Below are 15,430 nucleotides of genomic sequence, written 5' to 3'. Positions count from 1 at the left end.
AGCGGCGCGCTGCGGCTGCCGCCGCCGTTACCTGTGTGACGCTTCGCCTTCGAGCCGCCGCACCGCTTCGGTCACTTCGTTCCTGAAGCGCACCAGCGCCGCCTGCTCCGGCGCGGGCGGCTGCACGGCCGCCCACAGCATGTCGATCAGCTGCGTGGCCGTCGTTTCCGTATCGAGCTTGCGGTGCCCGAGAATCGCATCCCACAGCACGTGCTCGATCGGCCCGAACACCATCGAGCGAAGCAGGCTCAGCGGCATGTCGCGGCGCACCTGCCCCGCGGCCTGGCCACGTGCGAGCACGTCCATCAGCGGCGCCGTGTAGCGGCGCTGCAGCGCGGTGAGTTCGTCGCTCAACGCGTGCTGCTTCGCGCGGCCCTCCGACAGGACCAGCGCACACAGCCCCGTGCCGTTCACCAGCATCAGCCGCAGGTGCGTGCGCACGATGAACGCGAACTGCTGCTGCACCGGCGCGTCCATCGGCATCCCGTGTTCGAACGCGGCGATGATTTCGTCGTACCAGTCGGCGATCACACGCGCGCACAGCTCGCGCTTGCCGCGGAAATAGCTGAACACCGTCGCCTCCGATACACCGACGCGCTGCGCGATCTCGGCGGCCGTCGCATGCTCGTAGCCCTTTTCGGCGAACACTTCACGACCGGCGCGCAGGATGTCCTGCACGCGCTGCTGGGACTTGCGCCCGGCGGGTGCGCGCGACGGGTCGGCGCGGTCGGCTTTGGCGGTGGCGGTCATGGTGTCGGCGGTAGCGGCTGTCATGTCGCCATGATATCTGAGTGTCACTCAAAAAACTATTGACGCCGAACCGGGCGAGGCGCGAAACTGTGCAAAATTTCCGCTGCATTGGCTTAATGAATCGACGCATTGATCCGATTTGAGCGAAACTCAGAAATCGGTGCGTGCAACCCACTTTCCGAAGACGGAGGAGACATGATCAACCTGCCCGGCGTGCAATTCATGCTCGGTGAAGACATCGAGATGCTGCGCGACGCCGTCGCGACGTTTGCGGCGAAGGAAATCACGCCGCGCGCGGCGGAGGTCGACCGCACCGACCAGTTCCCGATGGATCTGTGGAAGAAGTTCGGCGACCTCGGCGTGCTCGGGATGACCGTCTCGGAGGAATACGGCGGCGCGAACATGGGCTACACGGCCCACATGGTCGCGATGGAGGAGATTTCGCGCGCGTCGGCATCGATCGGCCTGTCGTACGGCGCGCACTCGAACCTGTGCGTGAACCAGATCCACCGCAACGGCACCGACGCGCAAAAGCGGAAATACCTGCCGAAGCTCGTGTCGGGCGAACACATCGGCGCGCTCGCGATGAGCGAGCCGAACGCGGGCTCCGACGTCGTCAGCATGAAGTTGCGCGCGGACAAGCGCGGCGACCGCTACGTGCTCAACGGCACGAAGATGTGGATCACCAACGGCCCTGACTGCGACACGCTCGTCGTCTACGCGAAGACGGATCTCGACGCGGGCCCGCGCGGCATCACCGCGTTCATCGTCGAGAAGGGGATGAAGGGCTTCTCGGTCGCGCAAAAGCTCGACAAGCTGGGCATGCGCGGATCGCACACGGGCGAACTCGTGTTCCAGGACGTCGAGGTGCCGGAAGAGAATATCCTCGGCCAGCTCAACGGCGGCGTGAAGGTGCTGATGAGCGGGCTCGACTACGAACGCGCGGTGCTGTCCGGCGGCCCGACGGGCATCATGGCCGCGTGTCTCGACGCGGTGGTCCCGTATATCCACGACCGCAAGCAGTTCGGCCAGGCGATCGGCGAATTCCAGCTGATCCAGGGCAAGGTCGCCGACATGTACACCACGTTCCAGGCATGCCGCGCGTATCTGTACGCGGTCGGCCGCCATCTGGACTCCGCGGGCAGCGACCATATTCGCCAGGTGCGCAAGGACTGCGCGGGCGTGATCCTCTACACGGCCGAGAAGGCGACGTGGATGGCCGGCGAGGCGATCCAGATCCTCGGCGGCAACGGCTACATCAACGAATACCCGGTCGGACGTCTGTGGCGCGATGCGAAGCTGTACGAGATCGGCGCGGGCACGAGCGAGATTCGCCGGATGCTGATCGGCCGCGAGCTGTTCGCGGAAACGATGTAACGCCCCACGTCACGCGAACGGAGCCCCGTCGATGCCGATCATCGAATCGAAACTGAACCCGCGTTCGGAAGATTTCCGCGCGAACGCCGCGGCGCTCGAGGCGGTCGTCGCCGACCTGCGCGCGAAGATCGAACAGCTTGCGCAAGGCGGCGGTCAGGCCGCGCGGGACAAGCACCTCGCGCGCGGCAAACTGCTGCCGCGCGACCGGATCGCGCAACTGCTCGATCCCGGCGCGCCGTTCCTCGAGTTCTCGCAACTCGCGGCGAACGGCATGTACAACGACGACGCGCCGGGCGCGGGCGTGATTACCGGCATCGGCCGGATCGCGGGCCGCGAGTGCGTGATCGTGTGCAACGACGCGACGGTCAAGGGCGGCACCTACTACCCGATGACCGTGAAGAAGCACGTGCGCGCGCAGGAAATCGCCGCGGAAAACCGGCTGCCGTGCGTGTATCTCGTCGACTCGGGCGGTGCGAACCTGCCGAACCAGGACGACGTGTTTCCCGATCGCGACCACTTCGGCCGCATCTTCTTCAACCAGGCGACGATGTCCGCGGCGGGGATCGCGCAGATCGCGGTCGTGATGGGCTCGTGCACGGCAGGCGGCGCATACGTGCCGGCGATGAGCGACGAATCGATCATCGTGAAGAACCAGGGCACGATTTTCCTCGGCGGCCCGCCGCTCGTGAAGGCCGCCACCGGCGAGGAAGTGAGCGCCGAGGATCTCGGCGGCGGCGACGTGCACACGCGCCTGTCGGGCGTGGCCGATCATCTCGCGCAGAACGATTCGCACGCGCTGTCGATCGCGCGCAACATCGTCAGTCATCTCGCACCGAAGATCGCGCCGCCAGTGACGCTGCGCGAACCGAAGCCGCCGCGCTACGACGCGAAGAGCCTGTACGGCGTGATTCCGGTCGACACGCGCAAGCCGTTCGACGTACGCGAGGTGATCGCACGCATCGTCGACGATTCGGAGTTCGACGAATTCAAGGCGCGCTTCGGCACGACGCTCGTCACGGGCTTCGCGCACATCTGGGGGCACCCGGTCGGGATCGTCGCGAACAACGGGATCCTGTTCTCGGAATCCGCCGTGAAGGGCGCGCATTTCATCGAGCTGTGCTGCCAGCGCAAGATTCCGCTGGTGTTCCTGCAGAACATCACGGGCTTCATGGTCGGCCGCAAGTACGAGAACGAAGGCATCGCGCGTCACGGCGCGAAGATGGTGACGGCCGTGTCGAACGCGAAGGTGCCGAAGTTCACGGTCATCATCGGCGGCTCGTTCGGCGCCGGCAACTACGGGATGTGCGGCCGCGCGTTCGGTCCGCGCTTTCTGTGGATGTGGCCGAATGCGCGGATCTCGGTGATGGGCGGCGAGCAGGCCGCATCGGTGCTCGCGACGGTGCGCCGCGACGGGATCGAGGCGAAGGGCGGCACGTGGTCGGCCGACGACGAGGATGCGTTCAAGCAGCCGATCCGCGACCAGTACGAGCGCCAGGGGCATCCGTATTACGCGAGCGCACGACTGTGGGACGACGGCGTAATCGATCCGGCGCAGACGCGCGACGTGCTGGGGCTCGGGCTTGCGGCGTCGATGAACGCACCGATCGAAGACACGCGCTTCGGCGTGTTCCGCATGTGACGGCCCGGAGGACTGACCGATGCGATACGAAACGATCAAGGTAAGCGACGCCGGCCGCGTGGCGACCGTCACGCTCGCGCGGCCAGACGTGCGCAACGCGTTCAACGAGACGACGATCGCCGAGCTGACCACCGCGTTCGAGTGGCTCGACGCGCACGAAGGCGTGCGCGCGGTCGTGCTCGCCGCCGAAGGCGCGGCATTCTGCGCGGGCGCGGACCTGAACTGGATGAAGAAGATGGCCGGGTACTCGGACGACGAGAACCGCGCCGATGCGCGCAAGCTCGCGCGGATGCTCGAGGCGATCCATCGCTGCGGCAAGCCGGTGATCGCGCGCGTGCACGGCGACGCGTATGCGGGCGGCGTGGGGCTCGTCGCGGCGGCCGACATCGCGATCGCCGCCGACGGCGCTAAGTTCTGCCTGTCCGAGGCGCGGCTGGGCCTGATTCCGGCGACGATCGCGCCGTACGTCGTGCGTGCGATGGGCGAGCGCGCGGCGCGCCGCTACTTCACGACGGCCGAGGTGTTCGACAGCGCACGTGCGGCGTCGCTCGGCTTCGTTCACGACGCGGTGCCGGCCGATGCGCTCGACGACACGGTCGCGCAGGTGGCCGCGGCAGTCGTCGCGAACGGTCCCGCCGCGGTGCGCGCGTGCAAGCGGCTCGTCGCCGACGTGGCCGGCCGGCCGCTCGACGCGGCGCTGATCGAGCAGACCGCCGACTGGATTGCGCGCACCCGCGCAGGCGCGGAAGCGCGCGAGGGGATCGCATCCTTCCTCGAGAAGCGCACGCCTTCGTGGCGTGAATGACGGCGTGCCCCTAACTTTCCGGACGACATCGAAGCCATGTTCGACAAGATTCTGATCGCCAACCGCGGCGAAATCGCGTGCCGCGTCGCCGCGACGTGCAAACGTCTCGGGATCGCGAGCGTCGCCGTTTATTCCGACGCGGATGCAAACGCGAAGCACGTCGCCGCTTGCGACGAAGCGGTGCACATCGGCGGCTCGGCCGCCGCGGACAGTTACCTGCGCATCGAGCGCATCATCGAGGCCGCGCGCGCGACCGGCGCGCAGGCCATCCACCCGGGCTACGGCTTCCTGTCGGAGAACGAGGATTTCGCGCATGCGTGCGAAGCGGCCGGCATCGTGTTCATCGGGCCGCCGGTCGACGCGATCGCGGCGATGGGCTCGAAGGCGGCCGCCAAGGCGCTGATGCATGCGGCCGCGGTGCCGCTCGTGCCGGGTTATCACGGCGACGACCAGGACGCGCACAACCTGCATCGCGAAGCGGACCGGATCGGCTATCCGGTGCTGCTGAAGGCCAGCGCGGGCGGCGGCGGCAAGGGCATGCGCGTGGTCGAGCGCTCGGAGGATTTCCTGGCGGCGCTGGCATCGTGCCAGCGCGAGGCCGCGAGCAGCTTCGGCAACGACCGCGTGCTGATCGAGAAATACCTGACGCGTCCGCGTCACGTCGAAGTGCAGGTGTTCGGCGACACGCACGGCAACACCGTGTACCTGTTCGATCGCGATTGCTCGGTGCAACGCCGTCATCAGAAGGTGCTCGAGGAAGCGCCGGCGCCGGGCCTGCATCCGGACGTGCGGCAGGCGATGGGCGAGGCGGCCGTCGCGGCCGCGCGCGCGGTGCATTATGTCGGCGCGGGCACCGTCGAATTCATCATGACGGGCGAAGCGTTCTACTTCATGGAGATGAACACGCGCCTGCAGGTCGAGCATCCGGTCACGGAGATGGTCACGGGGCTCGATCTCGTCGAGTGGCAGCTGCGCGTCGCCGCGGGCGAGCCGCTGCCGCTGAAGCAGGACGAGCTGCGCGTGCACGGGCATGCGATCGAGGCGCGTCTTTACGCGGAGAACCCGGCGCGCGGTTTCCTGCCGTCGACGGGAACGCTGAAGCACCTGCGGCTGCCGGACGGCGTCGAGTTCGCGATCGGTGCGCCGGTGCGCGTCGACAGCGGCGTGCGCGAAGGCGATGCGATCACGCCGTTCTACGATCCGATGATCGCGAAGCTGATCGTGCGCGGCGCAGACCGTGCCGAAGCGCTGGGCCGGATGCTGCGCGCGCTGCAGGCCTGCGAGGTGGTCGGCTTGCACACCAATGCCGCGTTCCTGCAGCGGATCGTCGCGTGTCAGCCGTTTGCGATCGCCGATCTCGACACGGGCCTGATCGAGCGCAACCACGACGTGCTGTTTGCGCCGCAACAGCCGCCGCGCGCGACGCTCGCGCTCGCCTGCGCGGCGCTCCTCGCGCGGGAGCGCGATGCGGCCGGGGGGCAGCGCACGTCGCCGTGGAGCGCGCTGCCTGACTGGCGGCTGAACGGCGGCTATCGGCGCACGCTCGAATGGCATGCGCCGGAACGCGAAGCGGACGTGACGGTCACCTATGAAGACGATGGCGGCGGCGCGCGTGTCGCGACCGGCGATGCGCCCGCGCAGTCGTTCGCGTGGACGCGCGGCGCGACGCCGCTCGACTTCGACGTGACGCTCGGCGGCGTGCGCAGCAGCGGGCGCGTGTATGCGGACGGCGACTGTTTCCACGTGTTCACGCAGGGCGTGGCCGAGACGTTCGAGTGGCGCAACGTGCTCGCGCACGCGGGCGATGCCGAGCACGGCGGCGGCCGCCTCACCGCGCCGATGCCCGGCAAGGTGATCGCGGTGCTGGTCGAGGCCGGCCAGAAGGTCGACGGCGGCACGCCGCTGATCGTGATGGAGGCGATGAAGATGGAGCACACGATCGGCGCGCCGGGTGCGGGCGTCGTCGCGGAAGTGCTCTACGGCGTCGGCGATCAGGTCGCCGACGGCGCGCAGTTGCTGGTGATGGCGCAAGCGTAAACGGCGTATTGGCGACGCACGGGCCGGCGTAGCGTGTTGCGGCGCGACGCCGGCCTTGTCGCGTCCGGCGGCCGCGTCGATCGCAGTCGAGCGGCGTCAGGCGCGCGCATCGCGCATCGCGTGCGGAACGTTCGACACCGCGCATGACGATCCATGACAGTTCGTTGGCGCGCGCTTCGCTACACTGGCGGATTGCTCGCGCGGCTGCGTGCCGCGCGCTACACTGCGTCCATTCACTCTCCCATCCCGCCGACGATGACGTCTCCTGTCCTGACCGGCCTGCGCATCGGTATCACGATCGGACTGCGCGCCCCCGACGAAAGCCTGTGGATCAACGGCATCAAGCAGAACGCGTTGTTCCTCGCGAAGCTGCTGATGGCGTCGCCGCACGGCTACCGCGTGACGCTGGTCAATACGACCGACGTGCCGCTCACCGATGCACTGCCGTGGGATCGCACCGTGTACGACACGCGCGCGTTCGCGGACATGAAAGACGCACTCGACGTGCTGATCGAGCTCGGCGGCCAGATCGACGCCGCACAGACCGCTTATCTGAAGGCGCGCGGCGCGAAGATCGTCAGCTATTGCTGCGGCGTCGAGTACATCAACGCGATGGAGTCGATGCTGTTCGGCCGCCGGCTGTGGGATTCGCTGTTCATCAACCGCGGCTACGACGAGGTGTGGGCGATTCCGCAGATCGCGCCGTCGTCGCTGCCGTTCCTGCAGTCGTTGCGCCGCTGCCCGGGGCGCGTCGTGCCGTTCGTGTGGGATCCGATGTTCCTGACCGAGCGGGCGGCGCCGCTCCCCGAGCACGGCGAGTACCGGCCGCGCGGCGAGCCCGGCAAGCGGCTCACGGTGATGGAGCCGAACCACAACGTGGTCAAGTTCTGCGTGTACCCGATGCTGATCATCGACGAGGCGTACCGCCGCGACCCCGATGCGATCTGCTTCACGCACGTGACGAATGCCGACCGTCTCGCGCACGACAGCCCGGAGTTCGTGATGCTGATGAACTACCTCGACATCGTGCGCGCGGGCAAGGCGAGTTTCGTGGGCCGTTTCGATACGCCGCTGTTTCTCGCCGACCTGACCGACGTTGTCGTATCGCATCAATGGTCGAACCCGCTCAACTACTTCTATTTCGATGTGTGCTGGCAGGGCTATCCGCTCGTGCACAACGCTAGCCTTGCGCCCGATCTCGGCTACTACTACCCGGACAACGATGTGCAGAAGGGTGCGGACGCACTGCTGCACGCGCTCCACACGCACGACGACGATTGGGAAGGGTACACGCGGAGCCAGCGCGAGATACTCGGCCGCTACACGTCGGCCAACCCCGCACTGGTCGCCGAGTACGACGCGTTGCTCGCGAACCTGATTGGCGCGACGGCTGCGTGAGATCGTGCGCGTGGCGTCGCCCGCATTATTTCCGGTTAATGTCTGAAGAAAGCGCGGCGTTAAAAAAGAAACCGCCGAGCCGGGGAGACTCGACGGTTTTTGAAGGCACGAATTCGACGGCTCCGAGGGAAGTCCGTCCGGAATTATTTTAGAGGTTAACAAGCTGAAAAGATTGTTAAAGATCTTTCAATCGGTTGATGTCATATAATCCAGCGACCGATATCTATTCGATGCCGCGGCCATTGTCTTGCGGGTATTTTCAATATCGTTTGAAACGGCGAAATTAGTTTCGACAATGATCGAATGCCGACGGGAACGCTCGTTCCGTGGCCATGCATGGCACGCACGGCGTCCGGGCGGTCCGCGACGGCACGATTCCGACGATCGATATACTCATACCAAATAACGAGCCATCGTGCATGTGAAACGGAAATTCCGGCAAATCGGTCGCGCGGCGTAGTTTAAAGGCGTCAAATAAACGCTTATCTGTGATAAATCGATGATGGTTTTATGTAACCTGTCGCACAATCGCCGGTTCTCATGCGTGGTGTATTTGTCGTGTTTGAATATCGTTAACAATATCGGATTTGACGGCGCGACGAAATGAAAAGTACGCTCCCGGAAAAGATCGAAACAAGAGGTTGGGCCGGGTAGGCAGTGGCGCGCGTCGTGGTCGGCTCGCTCCACGAGTATCGATAGCGCGGGCCGTCGCCGACGGCCCGACACTTGCCGGAGCGCCGGATGAATGCGGTCGAACCTCGCCTGGAGGCGAACAGGGTAGCGAATCCAAACGAGATCGAACTCGTGTTTGGCGCACCCGACGATCACCCCGACCTCGCGTCGGTACGCAGTTTCGTCGAAAGCCGGCTTGCGTTTGCACGCGAGCCGGTGTGCCGGGCCGATCTGTCGGGCGGCGTGCTGTATCACGAATGCCTTGCGCGGTTGCGCTGGGGCGCGCACGACGCGTTGCCGCCGATCGCGTTCCTGCCCCGGATCGAGTCGCTCGGGCTGATGCGCTGGTTCGACCGGCTCGTGGTCGGCCGGACGATCGACGCGCTGCGCGCCGAGGCGAACGCCGTGTACGGCTGCAACATCGCGGCGGCGAGCGCGGTCGTCGACGACGCGTGGTTGCCGATCTTCAGGCGGCTCGAGCGCGAGCCGTCGGTGGCGGCGCGGCTCGTCGTCGAAATCACCGAGACGGGGCCGCTGAACCCCGTCGCGGGCCGGTCGTTCGTCAATCGGTTCCGGCAGGCCGGATGCCGCGTCGCGATCGACGATTTCGGCGTCGGCTTCAGCGCGCTGAACAATCTCGTGATCGGCAACCCCGACATCGTGAAGCTCGACCGGTCGGTGCTGTCGTTGATCAAGCGCAACGCGATCGGACGCTACCAGTTTCGCCGGCTGATTGCGTTCGCGCACGAAAGCGCGCGGCACGTCGTCGTCGAAGGCGTCGAGAACGAGGTCGATCGGCAAATCATCCTGGATTCCGGCGTCGCGTGGGCGCAGGGAATCCGCTTTTCGAGGCGGTCGCCAGCGGCTGCATGAGCTTGCGTGAGGCCGTACGAGCCCATCGCGGGCAGCGCATTCCGGCATCGCGCAAGGACGGATTCTAAAAGGGGCGTGGGCATGATGAGGACGAAGGCGTGGGGCGGGCACGGAGCGGGCACGCGGGCGGCTGGCGCGCACGCGCTCGTCGCAATCGGCGAATTGGCGGACGTGCTGCGCCAGATCGGCGCCGACCTCGCCGAAAGCGCCGATGTCCGCGATACGCTCGATGCGCCGACGGACGTCGAGCCGTTTCTAGACGGCCTTGGCCGCGTCTCGCAACTGATTTACCGGATGAAGCTACTCGATGCCGATGGCCGCGAGCGCGCTGCGCGACACTATTTCGCCGGCGTGTTTGCGGGCGCGTGCGGCGACGATTCGGCGATCGCGTGCGGCGTCGCGGGCAGCCTCGCGCAGCAGGCGGGCGCGGTCAGCCCCGCTGCTGCCCGCTGTTTCGCAACGCTCGCACGCGTCGGCCGGCGTCATGGCCGCATGTTTGCAGAATGGCGGGGGCAGCGCGTGCCGGCATAGCGCGTGTTTGCACGCCGGGCCGTCGTCGCGATGTGAACGAGCGGATAGCGAGTGCTTGCGCTTTGATCCGTGCGCCGCTTGCCGGGGCGATGTATCTGTCGATGGCGAACGGGCCGTGGATCCGGTCGTTCACCGCGCAATTTCGAACGGTGTCCTTAATCGGCGAAACGCGGGCCGGCGCGCTCAGCCGAGCGCACGCGCGCCGAACAAACGCTGGATCTGCCCGGAATATGCGCCGACGTTGTGATCCGCGAGCGCGTCGACCCGCTGCAGGCAGCGGCGGGCTGCCGTCGCGTATTCGTCGAGCCGCGCGTCGTGCGTCTGCGCGGCGGTTGCGATCGCACGCGCGGCGTCGAATATCTCGAAGTCCGGGTAGTAGTAGCCGACGTCGCGCAGGAACGGCGAGTTGTGCACGAGCGGGTAGTTGCCGTACAGCGCGTCGTACAGCAGGTAGTTCAAGCCGTTTTCCCAGTGGTGCGATACGACGATGTCGGTGTGGTGCGCGGCCCATGCAACGAACGGCGCGCGCACGTCGGCCGTCGCCTTGCCGTCGCGCACCATCTCGAGCCCGAGCGCGAGATGCTTGAAGGCGACGTTTTCCTTCTTGTCGAACGTATTGGTCATGTACACGTGCTCGACCAGCTCGGGATGGTCCATATAGCAGGCGTTTGCGGCCAGCATCGGGACGATCGAACTCTTCACGACGTTCAGGTTCGGTTCGAAGAACGCGATTCGCTTCGCCGGGCCGCGGTTGCGGTAGCCGAAACGCGCCTTCAATTCCGGATCGGCGTCGAGGCTGCGTTCGATGAAGTACGGCGACCAGATGTGCGGCAGCTCGATTACCGGTGCGCGATAGACGGCCTGAAAGTATGCCGCGCACGTATGCATGTGCTGCGGGTTGGTCCAGATCTCGTCGAACTGCACGCGGTGCGGGTTCGGCCGCCAGTCGTTCTTCTCGAAGTTGATCGTTTCGACGGCGATCACGTAATCGTTGCCGAAGCGGTAAGACACGCACTTGCCGCCGCGCCGGCGCACCGCGTCCGTGTGCGACGGATCGATGAACGCGTTCATCTCGATCAGCAGGTCGGTCTGATGGACGATCGCCGACAGCGGCCGCAGCGCGTCGCCGAATGCATCCATCATCAGCGCCTGCGGGTAGTCGGTGATGCCGTCGTCGTGCGCGAGCCACACTTCGCCGATCAGCGGCGAACGCTTGAGCAGCATGTACAGGTACACGCAATGCTGGTTCGCGCCGTTGTACCAGATCGACTGCGTCGCGTCGCGCTGAACGTTCATCGTAATCGCGACATTGATTTTCATCGGCGGCTCCGGGCGGACGGTGCGCGGTTCAAGGCGTGTAGTTCTGCGACTGGCGCGGCACGTAGCCGGTCAGGTGCCAGCGGCCGTCGTCGCCGAGGCGAAAGCTCAGTTTTTCGTACACGGTCGTCCCGGTCGCGAGCGTCGTTGCATAGTCGACGTTCGCATAGAGCCCGTCGGGCATCGACGATGAATTCGTGTAGCGAATTCGCGTGATCTGCGCCCAGCCGCGATGGCCGACCATGCCGACCGACTGGCGCGCGCGCTGCATGTCCAGCGCGAACTGGTCCTGCTTGACGCGCGCCTTCACGAACGCGGCGGCGTCGTTCCACACCGCACCGTACTGGCCCGCGTCGAGCTGCCTGAAGACTGCATCGGCGTCGCGCAGCAGCGCGTCGGCAGATTCGCCGTCGGATTGCGCATGCGCACCGATCGCGATCGACGCGACGGCGCAGCCGATCAGCCATTTCGTGCGAGAGACGGGCGGATGTGCGTTCATGTCGGAGTCCGGGGGAAGGCGGCGCGTCATGCGTCGCGATAGAGCGACGCGATCGCGTCGGAATACGCGGCGACGTTGCCGGGGTTGTAGATGCTGACCGAGTCGAGCACGTGCTTCGATTGCTCGCGGTACGCGTCGAGGTTCGCATCGTGCTCGGCAAACGCCTGCAGCAGCGCGCGGCCGCCGGCCTGGCAGTCGAAGTCCGGATAGAAATACCCGGCCTTGCCGAGGAACGGCGAGTTGTGGATCAGCGGGTAGTCGCCGTACAACAGTTCGTAGTACAGGTAGTTCTGCGCGTTTTCCCACGTGTGGGACACCACGGCGTCACCGTACGCGGCCATGAACTCGTACACCGCATAGCGGCTTTCGAACGTCGTGATTCCGTGGTTCACGATGTCGAGGCTTTTCGCGAAGTGGACGAACGTCGCGTGTTCCTTCAGGTGCAGCGTGTTGCACACGCGCACGAACTCGAGGAACGCAGGCTTCGCGCGGTACGCTTCCTCGGTCACCAGCATCGGGATGATGCTCGTCTTCACCATGCAGATGTTCGGCTCGAACATCGTCACGCGCCAGCGCGGCTTGCCCGGCCGATAGCCGAATGACAAACCGGCGCCAAGCGTCGCACGCGCCTTGTCGAACAGCATCGGATGCCAGATGTGCGGAACGATCGTCACCGGCGCGCGCAGGCCCGTCTGGTAATAGTGCAGGCAAGAGCGCTCGAATTCCGGAATCGTCCACACCGCGTCGTACGGCGCGCCCGAGAAAAGGAAGCCCGACGGCTTGTCGAACATCGCACGCTCGATGTCGATCACGTAGTCGTTGCCGACCCGCATCGTGACGACCTTGCCGCCGCGCGCGCGGAATGCGCGCAGGTAGTCCGCGCCGAACTGCGCACTCATTTCGATCAGCACGTCGCAGCGTTGCAACGCTTCGTCCATCGACAGCAGCGGCACGTTCCACTCGCCGAGCATCATCTGCGGATCGGCGACCTGTTCGCCGCCGTTCACCATCACGGCGTCCGCGACGAGCGGTGACTGACGCAGCAGCAGGATCAGCAGCAGGCAGTTCTGGAAAATGCCGTTTTCCCACAGCGACTGGCCCGCGCCGCGCACGAACAGCGATACGCCGACGACGAGACGTTTGCCGTCGCCGGGCGCTTGACGGGCATTCGAGTCCGACATGCGTGTGCTCCGGTTCAGGCGACCAGGCGCGCGACGAACGCGTCCAGGTTCGCGGGGTTGTCGATCGAGACCGACCGCAGCAGCCGGCCGGCTTTCGCGCGATAGTCGTCGAGCCGCTCGTCGTGATGCAGCCACGCGTCATACAGCGCGCGGGCGCCGGAGACGGAATCGAAATCCGGGTAGTAGTAGCCGGCGTCGCCGAGCAGCGTCGAGTTGTGGATCAGCGGATAGCCGCCGTAGAGCACGTCGTAATAGAGGTAGTTCTGCGGATTTTCCCAGTGATGCGATACCACGGCATCCGCATGGCGCGCCATGAAGCCCGGCAGATCGAGGCGCGGTTCGAACGTCGCCTTGTGCTGGCGCACCAGCTCGAGGCTGTTCGCGAAGTGCACGAAGGTTGGATGCGCCTTCATGTGCAGCGAGTTGACGACGAACAGATGCTGCACGGCGTCCGGATGCGCGCGATAGAACTCGTCGCACGCGAGCATCGGGTAGTGACAGGACTTCACGACCGAGATGTTCGGCTCGAGCGTCGCGAGACGCCATGGGCGGGGGCCACGGCGATAGCCGAAGGTCACGCCCTCGTTCGCGAGCGCGGCGATGCGGCGATCGAGGAAGTACGGCGACCAAAGATGAGGAATCGTATAGACCGGCGCGCGGGTGAGCGTGCGCAACAGCGGCACGTCGATCTTCTGCGACTTCTCGAGCACCCACACTTCGTCGAATTGCGTGCCGTTGAAGATGTGGCCCGACGGCTTGCCGAAGATCGGCGTCTCGGCGAGACCGCTGTACGTATGACCGACGTAGCACGCGACGAGCTTCGTGCCGAGCGCCTTCACGTGCCGCATCCATTCGACCGGCAACTGCGCGCCCATCTCGATCACGACATCCAGTGCGTGCGTGACGTCGGCGGGTTTGACGAGCGGCACGTCGAGTCCGTCGAGTTCGAGGCCGGCCGGCAGTGCGTTCGCGTCGCCGCCATTCAGGAAATAGACGGGGCCGACGTGGTCCGAGCGTTTCAGCATCATCGCGAGGTACGCGATGTTCTGGTGGATGCCGTTTTCCCAGATCGCCTGGCCGTCGCGCGCAAACAGCGAGATGCCGACGGCCGGCCGTTGCGTGCGCGTGCTGCCCGAGGCGGTTTGATCGATGTCCGTCACCGGTTGGTTTCCTCTGCGGCGCCGCGCGTTCGGCGGGGGCGTCGAGCGCCGGGCCGCGAAACGGCGCGCCGTGGATTGTCGTGGTTGCGTTCGCGTCGGCGCATGCGGGAATACGAGTCGGGCTGCGCGGAGCGCTGAGCGGCCGCCGGATTCCGCGGTTGCGTCGGGCGCGATTGGCACGGCGCGCGACGCGGGCGGAACGGCCCGGCAACTGTCTGCGGCGATTGTGGCACGGAAGTCGCCGGTTTGTGGAGGGGCATGACGAACTTTGACATACCGTCCGGCGCGGACTCGCGCGGACGGGTGGCAAGCCGCGCCCGCGTGGTTCGGCAGTGCGTCGGCCGGGCGGGAATGCGCAGCCGGTGCCGGCCGCCGCGCAAGGATCGCCGCGGCCGGGCGCTCAGCGCTGCAGCGAGATCTCGACGCGGCGGTTGCTCGCGCGGCCTTCGGCCGTCGCGTTGGATGCGACCGGATCGGTCTTGCCGCGGCCGGAGACCGTCATCGAGCCGGCCTTCAGCCCATGCGCGTTCAGATAGGATGCGACCGCTTCGGCGCGGCGCTTGGACAGCGCGAGGTTCGACGCATCGCTGCCGACCGAGTCCGTATAGCCGGTGACCGACACCTGGGTATATGTGCGGTCCTCGCGTTCGCTCAGCAGTTTGTCGAGCGAGGCGCGCGCGGCGGGCGTCAACGTGGCCTGGCCGGTTGCGAACAGCGCGTCGCCCGCGAGGTTCACGTGTTCGACCGCGGCGGGCGCAGGGGCCGGCGCCGAAGCTGCGGGCGCCGCTTCGGCCGGCGCCGCGCCGCACTGGAATATCAGCGTCGCGGGATCCGCGCCGTCGCGCAGCGCGCGGGCCGAGTCGATCGTGCGTACCGGCTGGTCCGCGCAGATCTTGCGTGCGGCTCTCATGCACGTCTGCGGGCCCGACAGCAGGCCATGGCAGTCCACCTGGAACGTGCGCACGCCGTCGCGCGGCTGCAGTTCGGATGCGCTGTAGGTCGGGCCCGATGCGGTCGAGCACGCGGCGAGGCCGATCGCGGAAAGTGCGAGCGCCAGAGCGAGTTTGTTCACGGTTACATCCTCAAAACTGTGGTTGACTGAAGCGCACCGCACGATGGGCGGTGCGCTCGTCCTGCCGTCGTGGCCGCCGCGCGCAACCCGGCTCGCAAGCCGGGCGGCGTGGCGTCGCG

Annotated in this window: 13 protein-coding genes; 7 read left to right on the top strand and 6 right to left on the bottom strand. The window is 66.4% G+C overall.

Features of this window, described 5'->3' with window-relative positions; translation table 11 throughout:
- Positions 1–27: 27 nt before the first annotated feature.
- On the bottom strand, positions 28–774 hold the full coding sequence (locus tag WK25_RS28075; protein ID WP_069243328.1) for a TetR/AcrR family transcriptional regulator: 747 nt from the start codon (positions 772–774) through the stop codon (positions 28–30).
- A 171-nt stretch (positions 775–945) separates the two neighbouring features.
- Between WK25_RS28075 and WK25_RS28070 the strand changes: the two genes are divergently transcribed.
- The 7 genes from WK25_RS28070 (at position 946) to WK25_RS28040 (ending at position 10,082) form a co-directional block, all read left to right on the top strand.
- Positions 946–2,127 carry an isovaleryl-CoA dehydrogenase gene (locus tag WK25_RS28070; RefSeq protein ID WP_040138680.1) on the top strand — a complete coding sequence of 394 codons (1,182 nt, stop codon included), beginning with the start codon at positions 946–948 and terminating at the stop codon, positions 2,125–2,127.
- A 31-nt stretch (positions 2,128–2,158) separates the two neighbouring features.
- On the top strand, positions 2,159–3,766 hold the full coding sequence (locus WK25_RS28065) for a carboxyl transferase domain-containing protein (RefSeq protein WP_040138679.1): 1,608 nt from the start codon (positions 2,159–2,161) through the stop codon (positions 3,764–3,766).
- Positions 3,767–3,785: 19 nt separating this feature from the next.
- A complete protein-coding gene (locus tag WK25_RS28060) occupies positions 3,786–4,571 on the top strand; it encodes an enoyl-CoA hydratase/isomerase family protein (RefSeq protein ID WP_040138678.1) in 786 nt (261 codons plus the stop codon).
- 36 nt (positions 4,572–4,607) lie between these two features.
- Positions 4,608–6,608 carry an acetyl-CoA carboxylase biotin carboxylase subunit gene (locus WK25_RS28055; protein ID WP_069243327.1) on the top strand — a complete coding sequence of 667 codons (2,001 nt, stop codon included), beginning with the start codon at positions 4,608–4,610 and terminating at the stop codon, positions 6,606–6,608.
- 255 nt (positions 6,609–6,863) lie between these two features.
- The gene (locus WK25_RS28050; protein WP_069243326.1) at positions 6,864–8,006 is read left to right on the top strand and encodes a DUF2827 domain-containing protein; all 1,143 of its coding nucleotides are present in this window, start codon (positions 6,864–6,866) and stop codon (positions 8,004–8,006) included.
- 741 nt (positions 8,007–8,747) lie between these two features.
- Positions 8,748–9,551: an EAL domain-containing protein gene (locus WK25_RS28045; RefSeq protein ID WP_040140818.1), complete on the top strand. Its 804-nt coding sequence runs from the start codon at positions 8,748–8,750 to the stop codon at positions 9,549–9,551.
- Between the two features lie 81 nt (positions 9,552–9,632).
- The gene (locus tag WK25_RS28040) at positions 9,633–10,082 is read left to right on the top strand and encodes a hypothetical protein (RefSeq protein ID WP_069243325.1); all 450 of its coding nucleotides are present in this window, start codon (positions 9,633–9,635) and stop codon (positions 10,080–10,082) included.
- 183 nt (positions 10,083–10,265) lie between these two features.
- Here WK25_RS28040 and WK25_RS28035 read toward each other — a convergent pair whose 3' ends face one another.
- From WK25_RS28035 to WK25_RS28015, 5 genes are all read right to left on the bottom strand, one after another.
- Positions 10,266–11,402 (bottom strand): DUF2827 family protein, encoded by a 1,137-nt coding sequence (locus tag WK25_RS28035; protein WP_069243324.1) that lies wholly within the window; start codon positions 11,400–11,402, stop codon positions 10,266–10,268.
- 28 nt (positions 11,403–11,430) lie between these two features.
- Positions 11,431–11,898: a DUF4019 domain-containing protein gene (locus tag WK25_RS28030; protein ID WP_069243323.1), complete on the bottom strand. Its 468-nt coding sequence runs from the start codon at positions 11,896–11,898 to the stop codon at positions 11,431–11,433.
- 26 nt (positions 11,899–11,924) lie between these two features.
- Positions 11,925–13,079 carry a DUF2827 domain-containing protein gene (locus tag WK25_RS28025; protein ID WP_059548594.1) on the bottom strand — a complete coding sequence of 385 codons (1,155 nt, stop codon included), beginning with the start codon at positions 13,077–13,079 and terminating at the stop codon, positions 11,925–11,927.
- Between the two features lie 14 nt (positions 13,080–13,093).
- Positions 13,094–14,239, bottom strand: a complete 1,146-nt coding sequence (locus tag WK25_RS28020; RefSeq protein WP_040138671.1) for a DUF2827 domain-containing protein — start codon at positions 14,237–14,239, stop codon at positions 13,094–13,096.
- A gap of 400 nt (positions 14,240–14,639) precedes the next feature.
- Positions 14,640–15,311 carry an OmpA family protein gene (locus WK25_RS28015; RefSeq protein WP_069243322.1) on the bottom strand — a complete coding sequence of 224 codons (672 nt, stop codon included), beginning with the start codon at positions 15,309–15,311 and terminating at the stop codon, positions 14,640–14,642.
- Positions 15,312–15,430 lie beyond the last annotated feature (119 nt).

The organism is Burkholderia latens (genome assembly GCF_001718795.1).
Classification (GTDB): Bacteria; Pseudomonadota; Gammaproteobacteria; order Burkholderiales; family Burkholderiaceae; genus Burkholderia; species Burkholderia latens_A.
The sequence above is the reverse complement of the archived record's forward strand: the minus strand, read 5'-3'. Positions and strand labels throughout refer to the sequence as shown.

Coding starts and splice junctions, on each gene's coding strand:
- WK25_RS28045 (WP_040140818.1), top strand. CDS start 8,748: ATGAATGCGGTCGAACCTCGCCTGGAGGCGAACAGGGTAGCGAATCCA.
- WK25_RS28035 (WP_069243324.1), bottom strand. CDS start 11,402: ATGAAAATCAATGTCGCGATTACGATGAACGTTCAGCGCGACGCGACG.
- WK25_RS28060 (WP_040138678.1), top strand. CDS start 3,786: ATGCGATACGAAACGATCAAGGTAAGCGACGCCGGCCGCGTGGCGACC.
- WK25_RS28050 (WP_069243326.1), top strand. CDS start 6,864: ATGACGTCTCCTGTCCTGACCGGCCTGCGCATCGGTATCACGATCGGA.
- WK25_RS28075 (WP_069243328.1), bottom strand. CDS start 774: ATGACAGCCGCTACCGCCGACACCATGACCGCCACCGCCAAAGCCGAC.
- WK25_RS28070 (WP_040138680.1), top strand. CDS start 946: ATGATCAACCTGCCCGGCGTGCAATTCATGCTCGGTGAAGACATCGAG.
- WK25_RS28040 (WP_069243325.1), top strand. CDS start 9,633: ATGATGAGGACGAAGGCGTGGGGCGGGCACGGAGCGGGCACGCGGGCG.
- WK25_RS28065 (WP_040138679.1), top strand. CDS start 2,159: ATGCCGATCATCGAATCGAAACTGAACCCGCGTTCGGAAGATTTCCGC.
- WK25_RS28055 (WP_069243327.1), top strand. CDS start 4,608: ATGTTCGACAAGATTCTGATCGCCAACCGCGGCGAAATCGCGTGCCGC.
- WK25_RS28025 (WP_059548594.1), bottom strand. CDS start 13,079: ATGTCGGACTCGAATGCCCGTCAAGCGCCCGGCGACGGCAAACGTCTC.
- WK25_RS28030 (WP_069243323.1), bottom strand. CDS start 11,898: ATGAACGCACATCCGCCCGTCTCTCGCACGAAATGGCTGATCGGCTGC.